General features: G+C 62.0%; 14 protein-coding genes and 1 pseudogene. 10 read left to right on the top strand and 5 right to left on the bottom strand.

Going from position 1 to position 16,691, the window contains the following annotated elements:
* Window positions 1-46 precede the first annotated feature (46 nt).
* The 10 genes and pseudogenes from ubiE to J3P91_RS01875 all read left to right on the top strand — a co-directional run bounded on the left by ubiE (window position 47) and on the right by J3P91_RS01875 (window position 8,211).
* A complete protein-coding gene (gene ubiE, locus J3P91_RS01920) occupies window positions 47-817 on the top strand; it encodes a bifunctional demethylmenaquinone methyltransferase/2-methoxy-6-polyprenyl-1,4-benzoquinol methylase UbiE (protein ID WP_434602576.1) in 771 nt (256 codons plus the stop codon).
* Window positions 817-1,441 (top strand): annotated as a pseudogene (locus J3P91_RS01915) (ubiquinone biosynthesis accessory factor UbiJ). The gene ubiE and the pseudogene J3P91_RS01915 overlap by 1 nt, the downstream one beginning before the upstream one ends.
* Window positions 1,438-3,042 (top strand): ubiquinone biosynthesis regulatory protein kinase UbiB, encoded by a 1,605-nt coding sequence (ubiB, locus tag J3P91_RS01910; protein ID WP_434570178.1) that lies wholly within the window; start codon window positions 1,438-1,440, stop codon window positions 3,040-3,042. Before J3P91_RS01915 ends, ubiB begins: the two are co-directional and overlap by 4 nt.
* 81 nt (window positions 3,043-3,123) lie before the next feature.
* Window positions 3,124-3,522 (top strand): phosphoribosyl-AMP cyclohydrolase, encoded by a 399-nt coding sequence (hisI, locus tag J3P91_RS01905; protein WP_305497371.1) that lies wholly within the window; start codon window positions 3,124-3,126, stop codon window positions 3,520-3,522.
* Window positions 3,515-3,847, top strand: coding sequence for a phosphoribosyl-ATP diphosphatase (locus J3P91_RS01900; protein WP_003186671.1), 333 nt, complete (start codon window positions 3,515-3,517; stop codon window positions 3,845-3,847). Before hisI ends, J3P91_RS01900 begins: the two co-directional genes overlap by 8 nt.
* Window positions 3,848-3,871: 24 nt before the next feature.
* Window positions 3,872-4,159: a twin-arginine translocase TatA/TatE family subunit gene (locus tag J3P91_RS01895; protein ID WP_434570180.1), complete on the top strand. Its 288-nt coding sequence runs from the start codon at window positions 3,872-3,874 to the stop codon at window positions 4,157-4,159.
* A gap of 10 nt (window positions 4,160-4,169) precedes the next feature.
* Entirely contained in the window at window positions 4,170-4,583 is a 414-nt protein-coding gene (gene tatB, locus J3P91_RS01890; protein ID WP_434602575.1) for a Sec-independent protein translocase protein TatB, read from the top strand.
* Complete coding sequence (gene tatC, locus J3P91_RS01885) at window positions 4,580-5,377, top strand: twin-arginine translocase subunit TatC (protein WP_305497375.1); 798 nt, start codon at window positions 4,580-4,582, stop codon at window positions 5,375-5,377. The genes tatB and tatC overlap by 4 nt, the downstream gene beginning before the upstream one ends.
* Window positions 5,374-6,081 (top strand): 16S rRNA (uracil(1498)-N(3))-methyltransferase, encoded by a 708-nt coding sequence (locus tag J3P91_RS01880; protein WP_434570184.1) that lies wholly within the window; start codon window positions 5,374-5,376, stop codon window positions 6,079-6,081. Before tatC ends, J3P91_RS01880 begins: the two co-directional genes overlap by 4 nt.
* Window positions 6,082-6,294: 213 nt before the next feature.
* Window positions 6,295-8,211: a methyl-accepting chemotaxis protein gene (locus J3P91_RS01875; protein WP_434602574.1), complete on the top strand. Its 1,917-nt coding sequence runs from the start codon at window positions 6,295-6,297 to the stop codon at window positions 8,209-8,211.
* Between the two features lie 1,288 nt (window positions 8,212-9,499).
* On the opposite strand, the gene mdoH is transcribed toward J3P91_RS01875, so the two are convergent.
* The 5 genes from mdoH to J3P91_RS01850 form a co-directional block, all read right to left on the bottom strand.
* Window positions 9,500-12,070, bottom strand: a complete 2,571-nt coding sequence (gene mdoH / locus J3P91_RS01870) for a glucans biosynthesis glucosyltransferase MdoH (RefSeq protein ID WP_434570189.1) — start codon at window positions 12,068-12,070, stop codon at window positions 9,500-9,502.
* The gene (locus J3P91_RS01865; protein ID WP_434602573.1) at window positions 12,063-13,805 is read right to left on the bottom strand and encodes a glucan biosynthesis protein G; all 1,743 of its coding nucleotides are present in this window, start codon (window positions 13,803-13,805) and stop codon (window positions 12,063-12,065) included. The genes mdoH and J3P91_RS01865 overlap by 8 nt, the downstream gene beginning before the upstream one ends.
* Before the next feature lie 350 nt (window positions 13,806-14,155).
* Window positions 14,156-14,593: a D-aminoacyl-tRNA deacylase gene (gene dtd / locus J3P91_RS01860; protein WP_434602572.1), complete on the bottom strand. Its 438-nt coding sequence runs from the start codon at window positions 14,591-14,593 to the stop codon at window positions 14,156-14,158.
* Complete coding sequence (gene pip, locus J3P91_RS01855; protein WP_003196909.1) at window positions 14,590-15,561, bottom strand: prolyl aminopeptidase; 972 nt, start codon at window positions 15,559-15,561, stop codon at window positions 14,590-14,592. Before pip ends, dtd begins: the two co-directional genes overlap by 4 nt.
* A gap of 104 nt (window positions 15,562-15,665) precedes the next feature.
* On the bottom strand, window positions 15,666-16,577 hold the full coding sequence (locus tag J3P91_RS01850; protein ID WP_434602571.1) for an alpha/beta hydrolase: 912 nt from the start codon (window positions 16,575-16,577) through the stop codon (window positions 15,666-15,668).
* Between the last annotated feature and the right edge of the window lie 114 nt (window positions 16,578-16,691).

The following is a 16,691-nucleotide window of genomic DNA, read 5'->3' as shown; positions in this document are numbered from 1 at the left end:
TCCACCGGGATTAGAATGTCCCGCATTCTTTTTTGGTGACCGCGATATGACTGATCAGCGCAAAGGCAGCGATGCCGAACCCACCACACACTTCGGCTTCAAGAACGTGCCGGAAAGCCACAAAGCGGAGAAAGTCGCCGAGGTTTTCCACTCGGTGGCCGCCAAGTACGACTTGATGAACGACCTGCTCTCGGGCGGCATGCATCGCCTCTGGAAGCGTTTCGCGATCGAGCTGTCGGGCGTGCGCAGCGGCAACCGCGTGCTGGACATTGCCGGCGGTACCGGTGACCTGACCAAGAAGTTCTCCCACATCGTCGGCCCCACCGGCCATGTGGTGCTCGCCGACATCAACGAATCCATGCTCAAGGTCGGCCGTGACCGCCTGCTCGACCTGGGCGTGGCCGGCAACGTCGAGTTCGTCCAGGCCGACGCCGAGAAGCTGCCGTTCCCCGACAATCATTTCGACTGCGTGACCATCGCCTTCGGCCTGCGTAACGTCACCCACAAGGAAGACGCCCTGCGCTCGATGTTACACGTGCTCAAGCCCGGTGGCCGGCTGCTGGTACTGGAGTTTTCCAAGCCAACCAACGCGCTGATGTCCAAGGCTTATGACGCCTACTCGTTCGCCTTCATGCCCTTGATGGGCAAGCTGATCACCAACGACGCGGAAAGTTATCGTTACCTGGCCGAATCGATCCGCATGCACCCCGACCAGGAAACGCTGAAGTCGATGATGGTCGAAGCCGGTTTCGATCGGGTGACCTACCACAACATGACATCCGGCATCGTCGCCCTGCACCGCGGTATCAAGCCCTGATGCTGCTCACCGGGCTGCTCGCCAGTGTCGAACTCGGTATCAACCGGGTCCTGCGCCTGGACAGCACGGCGCCGATGCGCCTGGCACACTTGAGCGGCAAGGTGATTGCCGTCGACTGCCGCAGCCCGGCGTTGCAGCTGTTCATCCTGCCCAGCGACGAAGGCCTGATGCTCGCCGCCCATTGGGAGGCCGAGGCCGACTGCACGCTGCGCGCCCCGGCATCTAGCCTGCTGGAGTTGGCGCTGAGCAAGAACAAGACGGCGGTGCTGCACAACCCCGACGTCGAGCTCGACGGCGACAGCGGCGTGCTGCTGGAGCTGGCGGCGATTCTCCAGGACCTGGAACTGGACTGGGAATACGAAGTGTCCCGCTGGATCGGCCCGGTCGCCACCCAATTGCTCAGTGGCCATCTGCGCAGCCGCTCCCGCTGGTACCGCCAGGGCTTCGCCAGCCTGGGACAGAATCTGAGTGAATACCTGGCCGAGGAATCGCGTACGCTCGTAGGCCAACGCGAAGCCCAGGCCCGTTTTGCCGAACTGGACCAGATCAAGCTAGATCTGGAACGTCTCGAGGCGCGTTTCGAGCGCCTTTCCCGATCCCTTGAACCCAAGCGATAACGCATGAAGCTGCTTGCCGTCCGCCGTCTGTTGCGCATCCAGCGCGTCGTGATCCGCTACCGCCTCGATGACCTGCTGTTCGCCCTGCCGCTGCCCTGGTTTCTCCTGGCACTGCGCTTTGTGCTGCCGTGGCGCTGGTTCCCCCGTCGAACGCTTGACTTGAGCCGCGGCGCACGCCTGCGCCTGGCCTTGCAGGACCTGGGGCCGATCTTCATCAAGTTCGGGCAGATCCTCTCGACCCGTCGCGACCTGCTCCCCGAAGACATCGCCGACGAACTGATGCTGCTGCAGGATCGCGTGCCGCCCTTCGACTCGAAACTGTCGGTAGCGCTGATCGAGGCGCAGCTGGGCAAGAAGATCAGCGAAGTCTTCAGCCGTTTCGACGTCGAGCCGCTGGCTTCGGCGTCGGTCGCCCAGGTCCACGCCGCCCAGCTCAAGACGGGTGAAGAAGTGGTGGTCAAGGTGATCCGCCCGGGCCTCAAGCCGATCATTGCCCAGGACCTGGCCTGGCTGTTCATCCTTGCCCGCGCCGCCGAGCGGGTGTCAGCCGATGCACGCCTGCTGCACCCGGTGGATGTGGTCCAGGACTATGAAAAAACCATCTTCGATGAGCTCGACCTGCTGCGCGAGGCCGCCAACGCCAGCCAGCTGCGGCGCAATTTCGAGGGCTCGCCGCTGCTGTACGTGCCGCAAGTCTATTGGGACTGGTGCCGGCCGAAAGTGCTGGTGATGGAGCGCATCTACGGGATCCAGGTGACCGACCTGGCAACCCTCGCCGACCAGCGCACCGACATGAAACTGCTTGCCGAGCGCGGCGTGGAGATTTTCTTCACCCAGGTGTTTCGCGACAGCTTCTTCCACGCCGACATGCACCCGGGCAACATCTTCGTCAGCACCGTGCAACCGTGGAGCCCACAGTACATCGCCATCGACTGCGGCATCGTCGGCAGCCTCACCCCCGAGGACCAGGATTACCTGGCGCGCAACCTGTTCGCCTTCTTCAAGCGTGACTACCGCCGCGTCGCGCAGTTGCACATCGATTCGGGCTGGGTGCCGGCCGAGACCAAGCTCAACGAATTCGAAGCGGCGATCCGCACCGTGTGCGAACCGATCTTCGAAAAACCGTTAAAAGATATTTCATTCGGCCAGGTGCTGATGCGCCTGTTCCAGACTGCGCGCCGCTTCAACATGGAGGTCCAGCCGCAGTTGGTGCTGCTGCAAAAAACCCTGTTGAACATCGAAGGCCTCGGTCGCCAGCTGTACCCGGACCTGGATTTGTGGAACACCGCCCAGCCCTTCCTCGAACGCTGGATGCGCGAGCGCGTCAGCCCGAAGACCTTGCTGGGCAACGTCCAGAGCCAGTTCGAGCAGATTCCGCATTTGGCCAACATGACCCGCGATCTGCTCGAACGCATGTCCCAGCCCCATGCCCATGACCCTGCTCCACCCTGGAAACAGCGGCGCGACGACTGGTTCCTGCGCCTGCTTGGCGCGGCTCACCTGGGTGGCGGCGCCGTGCTGGCCGCCGGTGGCCCGTTGAGCGAACTGGGCCATTGGCCCGCCGGGATCATGGTGGCCGTCGGTTTGTATCTGGTCGTTCGTCGATAGCCAGCACCGGTTCACGCTGGCACACTGTTTCAACGCTGGGCCCGCCGACTGGAAGTGCGCGGCCCATGGTCGGAGTCGAAGATGAAAAACTGGCAGGACGAGATCAAATGGGACGCCGACGGCCTGGTGCCGGCGATCGCCCAGGATCACAAGACCGGGCGCGTGCTGATGATGGCCTGGATGAACCGCGAGGCGCTGGCCCTGACCGCTGCCGAGAATCGCGCCATCTATTGGTCACGTTCCCGTGGCAAGCTGTGGCGCAAGGGTGAAGAGTCCGGGCACGTGCAACACCTGCACGAGATGCGCCTGGACTGCGACGGCGACGTCATTATCCTGATGGTCGAACAGGTCGGTGAAATCGCCTGCCATACCGGCCGTCAAAGCTGCTTCTACCGTGTCTTCGAGAACGGCGACTGGAAAACCGTCGACCCGGTACTCAAGGACCCGCACGCCATTTATTCAGGACACAACCATGAGTGACACCCTGACCCGCCTGGCCCAGGTGCTGGAAGAGCGCAAGGGCGCCGCGGCCGACAGCTCCTATGTCGCCAGCCTGTACCACAAGGGTTTGAACAAGATTCTGGAAAAGGTCGGCGAAGAGTCGGTCGAAACCATCATTGCCGCCAAGGACGCTGCCATCAGCGGCGACTGCAGCGACGTGATCTACGAGACCGCCGACCTGTGGTTCCACAGCCTCGTCATGCTCGCCCAACTGGGGCAGCATCCGCAGGCCGTACTGGATGAATTGGACCGTCGCTTCGGTCTGTCCGGGCACGTCGAGAAAGCCTCGCGCCCGTCCGCCTGATCAACTTTTGAGAGGAACAGCCACATGGGTATTTTTGACTGGAAACATTGGGTCGTCATTCTGGTGGTCGTGGTGCTGGTGTTCGGCACCAAGAAACTGAAAAACCTCGGCACCGACGTCGGTGAGTCGATCAAGGGCTTTCGCAAGGCCATGAACGATGACGAAAAACCGGCCGACCCACAGGCCACCCCGGCGCAACCGGCACAGCCGGCCCAACCGGTACACCCACAAGCCACGCAGCCTGTGAATGCGCCGAACACCATCGACGTGCAGGCCCAGAAAGTCGAAGAGCCAATCCGCAAAGACTCGTGAGCACTGACTAATGTTTGGGATCAGCTTCACTGAACTGCTGCTCGTCGGCCTCGTCGCCCTGCTGGTATTGGGCCCCGAACGCCTGCCGGGCGCTGCGCGCACCGCCGGTCTGTGGATCGGGCGCCTGAAGCGCAGCTTCAATGCGATCAAACAGGAAGTTGAACGTGAAATCGGTGCCGACGACATCCGTCGGCAACTGCACAACGAACACATCCTGTCCCTGGAACAGGAAGCACGGAAGATCTTCTCGCCGACCCAGCAGGAGCCGACGCCGGTCCAGCCCGTGGCCGAGCCGACGATTGCTCCCCAGGTCCCGGCGGTCGAAGCTGCGCCAGTGGTCGCTGAACCGGCCAAACCGGTTGATCCGGTGACTGCGACGCCCCCGACTCCCAACGACTCCACTCTGCCGCCGCGAGCCCCATGAGCGATATCCCTGAAAACGACCAGCCGATGCCGCTGGTATCGCACCTCACCGAGTTGCGCACCCGCCTGCTGCGCTGCGTCGCGGCGGTGTTCATCATCTTTGCCGGGCTGTTTGCCTTCACCCAGCAGATCTACACCTTCGTCTCCACGCCGCTGCGCGAGTACCTGCCGGTAGGCGCGACGATGATCGCCACCGATGTCTCGTCGCCGTTCCTGACGCCGTTGAAACTGACGATGATGGTCTCGCTGTTCCTGGCGATCCCGGTGATCCTGCATCAGATCTGGGGCTTCATCGCTCCGGGCCTGTACAAGCATGAAAAACGCATCGCCGTGCCGCTGCTGGTGTCGAGCATCCTGCTGTTCTACACCGGCATGGCCTTCGCCTACTTCTTCGTATTCCCGCTGATCTTCAAGTTCTTCGCCGCCGCCACCCCGGCAGGCGTGGAAATGATGACCGACATTACCAGCTACCTGGATTTCGTCATGACGCTGTTCTTCGCCTTTGGCGTGGCGTTCGAGATTCCCGTGGCGGTGGTATTGCTGGTGTGGATCGGCGTGGTCGACGTCGCCTACCTGAAGAAAATCCGTCCGTACGTGATCATCGGTTGCTTCGTGGTCGGCATGATCCTCACGCCGCCGGATATTTTCTCCCAGACCTTGCTGGCCGTGCCGATGTGGCTGCTGTTCGAGATCGGCATCCTGTTCGGCGGCCTGGTGCGCAAGCGCCGCGAAGAAGAACCCGAGGACCAGCCGGTCGACGACCACAACGACCAGCCGCCAGCGACCCAAGCGTGAACCTGCTGCTGCTCGAAGAGGCCGATTTCATCGAGCCGGACCGCGTCATCCTGAGCGATCGCCGCCTGACACACATGCAGGAAGTCCACCGCAGCGCCGTCGGCGACAGCTTGCGGGTCGGCCGTATCGGCGGCCTGATGGGCACCGCCCAGGTGTTGCGCCTGGAAGCTCGCGAAGCCGAACTGCAAGTGACCCTCGACCAGCCGCCGCCGGCCAAGTTGCCGCTGACCCTGGTGCTGGCATTGCCGCGTCCGAAGATGCTCCGGCGGGTGTTCCAGACCGTCGCCACCATGGGCGTGCCGCGCGTGGTGCTGGTAAATAGTTATCGTGTGGAAAAAAGCTTCTGGCAGACGCCCTTCCTGGAACCCGAGGCGATTCGCGAACAACTGATTCTTGGCCTGGAGCAGGCCCGGGACAGCGTGCTGCCGGAAATCATCATTGAAAAACGCTTCAAGCCCTTCGTCGAAGATCGCCTGCCCGCCATCGTCGAAGGCACCCTCGGGCTGGTCGGCCATCCTGGCAATCACCCGCCCTGCCCGCGTGCGCTGACAGAACCGGTGACCTTGGCCATTGGCCCGGAAGGCGGCTGGATCCCCTACGAAATCGACCTGCTGGGCAAGGCCGGCCTGCAACCGGTGCAGCTTGGCGAACGGATCCTGCGGGTCGAGACCGCCGTCACGGCCCTGCTTGCACGGCTGTTCTAACGACCTGTTTGCTTTCCCGTGGCGAGGGAGCTTGCTCCCGCTCGGCTGCGAAGCAGTCGTAAATTCCTGCCCCCGGGTGGTCGCTTCGCGACCAAGCGGGAGCAAGCTCCCTCGCCACGAAAAAGACCCGCCGCGTCTATTTTCTACAGCTCCTGCCAAAGCCGCCGATACAGTCCCCATAAAACCAATTCAACGCTCCAAGGGAGTATCAGCATGTTCCGGTGGCTTGCCCAGGGTCTGGGAAACGTAAGCGTTAATCGCAAACTTGGCTTCGGCTTCGGCCTGGTGCTGTTCCTCACCTTGATGATCGCGTTCACCGGCTGGTCCGGCCTGGGCAATGTCATCAGCCGGGGTGACAAGCTGGGGGTCATTGCCAGCCTGAACGACCTGAGCAAGGACCTGGACCTCGCCAGCATCGACTACAACACCACGCGTGGCGAAAAAGGCCCGCAACAGGTCAACGACCTGCTCGGCAAGCTCGAAGCCGGGTTGAAGACAGCTCGCGAGATGATCGAACAGCCTGACGACGTGGCGTTGATCGACAAGCAACTGGCCGCCGTCGCCGAATACAAAAGCGCCTTCGCCCAGATGACCAGCGCCACCGTCAGCCGCGAAGATGCCCGCGGCAAGCTGGGCGCCAGTGCCGATAACACCGTAGCCCGCGTCGCCGAAGTGGAAAAAGCGCTGCTGCAGGGCGCCGACATCACCCAGTTCAACAGCGTGGTGACCTTGAGCAAGGCGATTCAACAGGCACGCTATCAGGTTCGCGGTTACACCTACAGCGGCAAAAGCGAGGCCCAACAGCCGGCCATCGATGCAATTACCGATGTCCTGAAACTGCTGGCACGCTTGCCAGCCCAGTTGCCTGAGGAACACGCCGACAGGCTCCAGCAGGCCAGCGACTCGATGAACATCTACCGGGCGGCAGTCAGCCAGTTCCGTGACTCCCAACTTGATAACGGTGCCGCTCTGCAGCGTATGAGCGAGCAAGGCCAGGTCCTGATCGACTCCAGCCAGAAGCTCACCGCGTCCCAGACGGCCGTGCGCGACCACGACACCGCTCAGGCCAAGACCGTTCTGATCGCAGCCGCCGCACTGGCGCTGCTGTTCGGTGTGATCGCCGCCTTGCTCATCACCCGGCAGATCGTCGGCCCGCTGGATGAGACCCTGAAGGTGGCAGAACGCGTCGCCGCGGGCGATCTTACCCACAACCTGACGTCCGAACGCCGTGACGAACTCGGTCAATTGCAACGCGCCATGCAACGCATGACCGTTGGCTTGCGGCAGTTGATCGGCGGCATCGGTGAAGGCGTTACCCAGATCGCCAGCGCTGCTGAACAACTCTCGGCGGTGACCGAACAGACCAGCGCCGGGGTCAACAGCCAAAAGATCGAGACCGATCAGGTCGCCACCGCCATGCACGAAATGACCGCCACCGTGCAGGAAGTGGCGCGCAACGCCGAGGAAGCCTCCGAAGCCGCCGTCGCCGCCGACCAACAGGCCCGCGAAGGTGACAAGGTCGTCGGCGAAGCCATCGCCCAGATCGAGCGCCTGGCGCGAGAAGTGGGCAACTCTACCGCCGCCATGGGTGACTTGAAGCGCGAAAGCGACAAGATCGGCAGCGTCCTGGACGTGATCAAGTCCGTGGCCCAGCAAACCAACCTGCTGGCCCTCAACGCGGCCATCGAGGCAGCCCGAGCCGGTGAAGCCGGGCGCGGCTTCGCCGTGGTGGCTGACGAAGTTCGCAGCCTGGCCCAGCGCACCCAAAAGTCCACCGAGGAAATCGAAGAATTGATCGTCGGCCTGCAAGCGGGTACCGAACAGGTCGCGACCATCATGGACAACAGCCGCAGCCTGACCGACAGCAGCGTCGAACTGACCCGCCGCGCCGGCGGCTCGCTGGAAAACATCACTCGCACGGTGTCGGCGATCCAGTCGATGAACCAGCAGATCGCAGCGGCGGCCGAGCAGCAGAGTGCGGTGGCGGAGGAGATCAACCGTAGCGTGTTGAATGTGCGAGATGTGTCAGAGCAGACGGCTTCGTCCAGTGAAGAGACTGCCGCCTCCAGTGCCGAACTGGCGCGGCTGGGGGTTCATTTGCAAACATTGGTGGGGCGGTTCAGGGTTTGATGCTTGAGCACAACTGACACCGTGGCGAGGGAGCTTGCTCCCGCTGGGTGACGCAGTCGCCCCCTTTAGGACTGTGCGGGTTTATCCATTGCTGCGGTAACGGCTGCTGATGGCTCTGCGTCCGACCATCGCCTTGCAGACGCCCAAACACCTGTAGGAGCGAGCCTGCTCGCGAAGGCGGTGCCACAGTTGATGAAGATGTCGGATCTGCCGGCCTCTTCGCGACCAGCTCGCTCCCAAAATGCCTCTGCGTTCAACCACTATTTTGTAGGCGACACAAAACACCTGTGAGAGCGAGCCTGCTCGCGAAGGCGGTGCCACGGTTGATGAAGATGTCGGATCTGGCGGCCTCTTCGCGAGCAGGCTCGCTCCCACAATGGGTTGGAATAAAGCCAAAGAAACAGGTCGGCTATAAGGCCGCCTCGGCATGGCATGGTCATCCGGAAACCGACCCTGCCAGTTAAAAACTGTTACCTATGTGAGTGAACTGATTTGTAACCTATGTGGTTGACTCATACCGCAAAGCCTTTTGGTTACTTTTTTAGCGTTTGAAAAAAGTGAGCCGCCGTAAGGGCGAAACCCTAAGCAGCCGTTACCGCAGCAAAGGATATGTACCCGGCCAACAAACCTGTCCGGCTGCAAGGCCGCCATCGCGAGCAAGCTCGCTCCCACATTGGAATCAGCGTACCGCCGTGAGAATAAGGTCGGCTGCCAGGCCGCCTTGCTTTTGATCTTGATCTTGATCTGAGGCGCCCCGTTAACCACGCTGGCCGAACGCAGGCATTGCGCAGTGGGCATCCCGGCATGGATGCCGGGATAGCCGCGCTGGGCCAGGGACGGCCCTTCGCGGCGGGCCCACGGAGCAATGCCGGAGTGAGGGCACACCGAGCCTCGGCGAGGTGCCGAGTGGTGGGGCAAAGCCTTTTTTGCTTACTTTTTTTGGCGTCTGAAAAAAAGTGAGTCGCCGTAAGGGCGAAACCATAAGCCGCCGTGACCTAAATAACGGATATACACACAAAATTATCTGCATCTAACAATCGGTCAGCTCAAGGCTACGACGTCTTGCTCCTTTGCCTACAACGACACCAGAACCCGCCGACTTGTGCGCCTTGGCCTTGGGTTCTACTGTTTTCAGGTACCTGTCGGTTCAACGACCGGGTTTAGCAGCTCGGCACATATCAAGGCACGCAGGTCGGGAGCAAGCTCCCTCGCCACAAGAGCGAACCATCGATAAAAATGCGCCCAACAAAAAGCCCCGCTTCTTTTCAGAAGCGGGGCTTTTTGTGTATCAGGCCAGTTGAGGCTGTGCGCCCACCGGTTGAAGCGGCAGCAACGGTGCATGTGGATCAGCCTTGACCGATTCACGCCACGCCGCCAGCCACTCGGGATGCGCCTCGCTCCAGACCTGCTCATGCAGGCGGGACAGGGCCACCGGATCGCTCAGCAGCGCCAATCGCTCGGCGTTGTTGAGCCCGGCCGGGCCGACCTTCAAGGCATGACGGACGCGCTCGACGCGCAGCCATTCGATCGGCTCGGCCTTGCCGTGACGGGAGGTAGCCAATGCGTACGCCAGGGCGTTCTGTCGCGGATCGACCACCGCCCGGATGAAGCCGTCGTTCAGCGCGTGCCAACGGTTTTCATGGGTGTACTGGTCAGTCGACAGCAGTTCCTGTGGCGGCGCGTATTCCTCGGGAATCAGGAACAGGCTTTCATCACGGGACTTCAAGCCCAGGCCCACGCGGCTGGAGATCACCGAAACCGGGATCGACAACATCAGCGAGCCGACAATCGGCACGAGCCACCACAGGAAGCTCGGGTTCAGCCAGATCACCAGCAAGGCCCAGAAGAAGCCCAGCAGGGTCTGCGGTCCGTGGCGCTTGATGGCTTCGCTCCAAGGCGTGGAGTCATCGTCACGCTTGGGCGAGTTCCAGGTCGCGGCCCAGCCCAGGAAGGCGGCCAGCACGAAACGGGTATGGAAGATCATGCGCACCGGCGCCAACAGCATGGAGAACAGCATTTCCAGCAGCATCGACATCGTGACCTTGAACTTGCCGCCGAACTCCTTCGCGCCTTTCGCCCAGATCAACACGATGCTCAAGAGCTTGGGCAGGAACAGCAGCACGATGGTGGTCGAGAACAGCGCGATGGCTTTTTCCGGATGCCATTGTGGCCACAGCGGATACAACTGACGCGGCTCAAGGAAGTACTGCGGTTCCATCAGTGTGTTCACCGCCAGCAGCGCGGTGGACAGCACCAGGAAGAAGAACCACAGCGGTGCCGACAGGTAGGACATCACCCCGGTCAGGAACACCGCACGGTGCACCGGGTGCATGCCCTTGACCAGGAACAGCCGGAAGTTCATCAGGTTGCCGTGGCACCAGCGACGATCACGCTTGAGTTCGTCCAGCAGGTTCGGTGGCAGCTCTTCGTAGCTGCCCGGCAGGTCATAGGCAATCCACACGCCCCAGCCGGCACGGCGCATCAGCGCGGCTTCGACAAAGTCGTGGGAGAGGATCGCACCGGAGAAGGCACCTTTACCGGGCAACGGCGCCAGGGCGCAGTGGTCGATAAACGGCTTCATGCGGATGATCGCGTTGTGGCCCCAGTAGTGCGACTCGCCCAGTTGCCAGAAGTGCAGGCCGGCGGTGAACAGCGGACCGTAGACCCGTGTGGCGAACTGCTGCATGCGCGCATACAGCGTGTCCATGCCCGAGGCACGCGGTGCGGTCTGGATGATGCCTGCGTCCGGCGTGGCTTCCATCAGGCGCACCAGGCTGGTCAGGCATTCGCCGCTCATGACACTGTCGGCGTCGAGCACGACCATGTACTTGTAGTCGCTGCCCCAGCGACGACAGAAGTCGTCGAGGTTGCCGCTCTTGCGTTTCACGCGGCGACGGCGGCGACGATAGAAGATCTTGCCGAAGCCCCCCGTTTCACGGCAGACATCCAGCCAGGCCTGCTGCTCGGCGACGCAGATATCGGTTTCGTTACTGTCGCTGAGCACGAAGAAGTCGAAGCGGTCCAGGTCACCCGTGGCCGCAACCGACTCGAACGTGGCGCGCAGACCGGCGAATACCCGTGGCACGTCCTCGTTACAGATCGGCATCACCAGGGCGGTGCGGGCATCCTTGGGAATTGGCTCGTTACCGGCGCTGGCACCGGAGATGCGGTACTTGTCATGCCCGGTAAGCAGTTCGAGGAAACCCATCAGCGCGGTCCAGAAACCGGCCGAGACCCAGCAGAACAGGATCCCGAACAGAATCAGAATGCTGGTTTGCAGCGCGTATGGCAGCACTTGCGTGGCCGTCTGCAGCAGCGGCTGATGCAGCACTTCATCCAGGTCCACCAGCGACCAGCCCTGGTACGGCATGATGCCTTTCATGTACCAGCCGGCCACGATGGTCTGGCCGAGCATCAGGATCAACAGGATGTAGCGGCGGATCGAACCCACGGTACGCCAGCGCGCATGCGGCAAGACGCGCTCGTCCTTGGGCGGCTTCGGCGGGTTGGTGCGACCGGTCAGGCGGCGCCAGGCGCGTACCAGGATGTTGGTGCGCCATGGCTCCGGCACGACCTTGGTCCGGCGAATCGGCGGAGTAGCCTTCAGGCATACACGGCCACTGGAATCGAGGGCCAGCATTTCGGCGTCCTCGAGCTCCTCGGCAGTGCTGAGCGCCAGGCGACGGCCCACCGAGGCTTGGGCTGCCTCGTCGGGCGCATCGAACGTCGACGAAGCCAGGCGTTCATGCAATTCGCTGAAGGACTTGCAGCCCGCCAGTTCGGCGCGCTGCTCGTCGGTCATCGGCAAATGGGCCAGATACTCGCTCAGAGACACTGGCTGTACGGAAGTATTACTCATCGGCAGGCAACTGATAGCTCCAGGTCTCGGTCAGGACTTGTTCAGTCTGCTCCGGTTCCTGCGGGGTTGGGGTCGGCTCGGCGGCGGCGGTGGACGCCTTGACGGCCTTGGCTTCCTGCTGCTCGCCGGCCTGTTCGTTGGCTTTCTCTTTCTCGCTCTGCTGCTTGGCGACCTTGTCGGCCTTGGCCAGCGTGGTCACGGAATGCGAGGTAGCCGGCAGCTCTACAGGAACCAGCGGCCGGACCAACGCGGCACGCATCTCGGTCGCCTTGCCCGGATCCTTGATCTTCAGGCGCAACGTCAGGCGCCAGCCCTTGGTTTCAGGGTTGTAGCGCACGCTGTTCTCGACGATTTCGCCGTTGTCACCCACGCTCACCTGGCTACGCACCTCGGCGTCTTCAGGCAGGGCTTGCAGGGACGGGCCTTCGAAATCGACCAGGTAGGCCACGCTGCCATCCGGCTGGCGAATCAGGTTGGACTGCTTCACGTCACCCGTGGAACGCAGGGTCTGCTTGACCCAGGCGCTGTCTGGCGAGTGCAGGCTGGCTTCATCGAGTGTCCAGTGCAGGCGATAGGCGAAGTCCAGTGGCTGGCCTGGCTCAGGCAGTTTTTCCGGGCTCCAGAACGCAACGATATTGTCGTTGGTTTCGTCGGCGGTCGGGATCTCGACGAGGTCTACGGTACCCTTGCCCCAGTCGCCTTTCGGTTCGATCCAGGCGCTTGGACGTTTTTCGTAGCGGTCGTCCAGGTCTTCGTAGTGGCTGAAGTCACGACCACGTTGCAGCAGGCCAAAACCACGCGGGTTTTCTACCGAGAAGTTGCTCACGGCCAGGTGTTTCGGGTTGTTCAGCGGACGCCAGATCCACTCGCCGTTGCCGGCATGGATGGACAGGCCGCTGGAGTCGTGGAGCTCGCGACGGTAGTTCAAGACCTTGGACGGCTGATTCGCGCCGAACAGGAACATGCTGGTCAACGGGGCGATGCCCAGCTTGTTGACGCGATCACGCAGGAAAACACGCGATTTGACGTCAACGACGGTATCGGTGCCTGGGCGCACGGTCAGGCGATAAGCGCCGGTGGCCCGTGGCGAATCGAGCAAGGCGAAGATCACCAGGTGCTTGTCGGTCGGCTTCGGACGCTGGATCCAGAACTCACGAAAACGAGGGAACTCTTCACCCGATGGCAATGCGGTATCGATCGCCATGCCGCGAGCGGACAAGCCATAAACCTGGCCCTTGCCGATGACGCGGAAGTAGCTGGCGCCGAGCATGGTCATGATTTCGTCTTGCTTGTCGGCCTTGTTGATCGGGTACAACACGCGGAAACCCGCGTACCCCAATTGTTCGGTGGCCTTCGGATCGAACTTCACATCACCGAAATCGAAGCGTGTCGGGTCGTATTTGATCTCTTCGACGGTGGTCGCGGTGATTTCATTGATCTTCACCGGTGTGTCGAAATGCATGCCCTGGTGATAGAAGGACAGCCTGAACGGGGTCTTCTGGTCGGCCCATTCAGCTTTTTCGGTGCGGAAACGGATTTTCTGATAATCGGCGAATTTCATTTCGCGGAATTCGTTCGGCAGGTTGCTGCGCGGGGCTTCGAATTTCTGCCCGGCCAGTTCTTGTGCCTTCGCCGATACATCATCCAGGCTGAATGCCCACAGTTGGCCCGCGCCAAACAGGCACAGCAGGGCCGAGCCCGCTACCAGAGCGTTTCTAAACCGTTTGGCAGTCATTTTTGGTGCATTACAGGGACTAACAATCACGAGCAACCCTCGCCGAAAACAGATCAAAAAACCAACGGCCAGATAAAGTATCTGCACGGTAACGGCGCTGAAAAACCGCTCCTGCGGACCACTCTTGCCAAGTTGGCGAGCATTGTTCCGACTCCGAAGGGACAAAATGATTCCCCAAACGGTTCAGGACAAGTCTCTACCTAAGTCAAATGGACCAGCGAACGCCGATCCCCCGTAGCGCGCGATTATCTAGTAGGCCGCGTGACAACGCATCAGGGCTAGCAAAGTATTTATCGAGAAAACTCCCTGTTTTGACTCGAAACCGGACCGAAAAGATGTTTCAAACGCTTTCAGACCTGTAACAGAAAGGTTACCGGGCCATCATTGACCAGATGCACTTGCATGTCGGCGCCGAATCTACCTGATGCCACGGTGCCATGCACCTGTTTCGCCTGGGTCAGCAGATAGTTGTACAACTCTTCGCCAAGGACGGGCGGCGCGGCGGTTGAAAAGCTCGGGCGCAGACCGCTTTTGGTGTCCGCCGCCAAGGTGAACTGCGAGACCAGCAGCAAACCACCCGCGACGTCCGCCAGGGACAGGTTCATCTTGCCGTCGGTGTCGCTGAACACCCGATAGTTAAGCAGCTTGTGCAGGAGTTTGTCGGCACTGGCCCGGGTATCCCCAGGCTCGACGGCTACCAGCACCAGCAAGCCATGGTCCACCGCCCCGACAATCTCGCCCGCGACTTCGACCCGGGCGCCGCGAACCCGCTGCAGCAACCCCTTCATGCTTCTTCGGGGGGCAGGTCGAGCAGGCGGCGGGCCATTTGCGCGGCGGCGCGCACCAACGCGTCGGTAATCCCTGGTTCCGAAGCGGCATGGCCGGCGTCACGGATCACCTGCAGCTCGCTGTTGGGCCAGTTCTGGTGCAGCTCCCAGGCATTGTCCAACGGGCAGATCACGTCGTAGCGACCATGCACGATGACGCCCGGCAAATGGGCGATCTTGCCCATGTCGCGAATCAACTGGTTGGGTTCGAGAAAGGCGTTGTTGGTGAAGTAGTGGCATTCGATCCGGGCGATCGACAGCGCTCGCTGCGGCTCGGAGAAACGATCGACCACCAGCGGGTTCGGGCGCAGGGTTGCGGTGCGCCCCTCCCAGGTGGACCAGGCCTTGGCCGCGTGCATCTGGGCGATCTGGTCGTTGCCGGTCAGGCGTTTGTGGAACGCGCTGAGCAGATCGTCGCGCTCATCCAGGGGGATCGGCGCGATGTAATCCTGCCAGTAATCGGGAAACAGGCGACTGGCCCCGGCCTGGTAGAACCATTCGATTTCCTGCGGACGGCAGAGAAAGATCCCACGCAAGATCAGGCCATGTACCCGCTCCGGATGAGTCTGGGCGTAGGCCAGGGCCAGGGTCGAGCCCCAGGAGCCGCCGAACAGCACCCACTTTTCGATGCCCAGGTGCTTGCGGATGCGCTCCAGGTCTTCGACGAGGTCCCAGGTGGTGTTGTTTTCCAGGCTGGCGTGAGGCGTGGAACGGCCGCAGCCGCGCTGGTCGAACGTAACGATGCGGTACAGATTCGGATCGAAGTAGCGACGGCTTTGCGCATCGCAACCCGCCCCCGGGCCACCGTGGATGAACACGACAGGCAGGCCTTCCGGCGAGCCGCTTTCATCGACATAGAGCGTGTGGGTGTCATCGACAGCCAGATCGTGCCGGGCATGGGGTTTGATCTGCGGGTACAAAGTCTGCATTGCGCGCTCCGTAAGGGGTCGAGTCATCCGTGTGGGGACTTCTATTTAGTCTGCCGTCCGGCATCATAAACCCGAATTACCTTAATGAGCATGCCCTGCGGCAGTCAAAGCGTGTCGGCCAGGTAGGCCAGTAGCCTGCGATATAGCTGATCGACCTCCGGCACCTGGCCCCGCGCGCGCAGGCAACCGTGGACCAGACCCTCGCCGTTGTACAACTCAGAGGCTACCCCTGCGGCGCTCATGCGCGCGTTATAGAGGACGCCATCGTCGCGCAGCGGATCCCATTGCGCCACGGCAACCAGCGTCGCGGGCAGGCCGCTGAAATCATCGGCGAGCAATGGCGCGGCGTAGGCTGAGGGCTGGGTACCACGCAGGTACCACGCGTCATAGCGTTGCAGGTCACTGCGGCTCAAGAGCGGCGCGTCGAAACATTCGGTGCGCGACGGTAAATGCTCGGGACCACCAAGCGCCGGGTAGATCAGCACCTGCGACCGGGGCAGAGGCTGCCCTGCATCGCGCAAGGCCAGGCACACCGCAGCGGCGAGGTTGCCGCCAGCGCTGTCGCCCACTACGGCCCGGCGCCGAGGGTTGATGGCAAACGGCAGGTCCCCCAGGTGGCGCCACACGGTGAGGCAATCTTCGAACCCAGCGGGAAACGGATGCTCAGGGGCAAGCCGGTAATCCACCGCCACCACCAGCACGCCGAGGGCCGCGGCCAGTTCCATGCAAATGAAATCATGGGAATCCAGGTCCCCTACCACCCAACCGCCACCGTGCAGATAAAGAATGCATGGCCACCCGGCGAGCGGCGGCGAAGTACGCAAGTGATAGGCCCGGACAGCCACGCCAGCCAGTTGCAGATCCTCGACCGCAAGCGTTGATGGGCGCGGCGGGGTGAATGCCCGGCACATCCGGCTGTAAGCCTGGCGCGAGCCGGCGAGGCTGTCATCCGGGCTGGTGAAGCTCAGGGTCTTGTCGATGAAGGCGGACATTGCATGGGAGAGTGGGTAGGCCATTGTGGTTCGCCGTGGACGCTACGGTTTAGCCCGAAAGCTTTTGTGGCGAGGGAGCTCGCTCCCGCTGGGCTGCGCAGCAGTCCCTCGCTTCCTGGCGGCTGCTGCGCAACCGAG

The sequence above is a fragment of the Pseudomonas sp. Z4-7 genome (genome assembly GCF_051131965.1).
Lineage (GTDB): Bacteria > Pseudomonadota > Gammaproteobacteria > Pseudomonadales > Pseudomonadaceae > Aquipseudomonas.
Note: the sequence above shows the minus strand (reverse complement) of the source record. Positions and strands in the feature narration are given on the sequence as shown.

Excerpts from the sequence above, each read along its gene's own strand:
- ubiE (WP_434602576.1), top strand. The coding sequence starts at position 47 with ATGACTGATCAGCGCAAAGGCAGCGATGCCGAACCCACCACACACTTC.
- ubiB (WP_434570178.1), top strand. The coding sequence starts at position 1,438 with ATGAAGCTGCTTGCCGTCCGCCGTCTGTTGCGCATCCAGCGCGTCGTG.
- hisI (WP_305497371.1), top strand. The coding sequence starts at position 3,124 with ATGAAAAACTGGCAGGACGAGATCAAATGGGACGCCGACGGCCTGGTG.
- J3P91_RS01900 (WP_003186671.1), top strand. The coding sequence starts at position 3,515 with ATGAGTGACACCCTGACCCGCCTGGCCCAGGTGCTGGAAGAGCGCAAG.
- J3P91_RS01895 (WP_434570180.1), top strand. The coding sequence starts at position 3,872 with ATGGGTATTTTTGACTGGAAACATTGGGTCGTCATTCTGGTGGTCGTG.
- tatB (WP_434602575.1), top strand. The coding sequence starts at position 4,170 with ATGTTTGGGATCAGCTTCACTGAACTGCTGCTCGTCGGCCTCGTCGCC.
- tatC (WP_305497375.1), top strand. The coding sequence starts at position 4,580 with ATGAGCGATATCCCTGAAAACGACCAGCCGATGCCGCTGGTATCGCAC.
- J3P91_RS01875 (WP_434602574.1), top strand. The coding sequence starts at position 6,295 with ATGTTCCGGTGGCTTGCCCAGGGTCTGGGAAACGTAAGCGTTAATCGC.
- mdoH (WP_434570189.1), bottom strand. The coding sequence starts at position 12,070 with ATGAGTAATACTTCCGTACAGCCAGTGTCTCTGAGCGAGTATCTGGCC.
- J3P91_RS01865 (WP_434602573.1), bottom strand. The coding sequence starts at position 13,805 with ATGACTGCCAAACGGTTTAGAAACGCTCTGGTAGCGGGCTCGGCCCTG.
- dtd (WP_434602572.1), bottom strand. The coding sequence starts at position 14,593 with ATGAAGGGGTTGCTGCAGCGGGTTCGCGGCGCCCGGGTCGAAGTCGCG.
- pip (WP_003196909.1), bottom strand. The coding sequence starts at position 15,561 with ATGCAGACTTTGTACCCGCAGATCAAACCCCATGCCCGGCACGATCTG.
- J3P91_RS01850 (WP_434602571.1), bottom strand. The coding sequence starts at position 16,577 with ATGGCCTACCCACTCTCCCATGCAATGTCCGCCTTCATCGACAAGACC.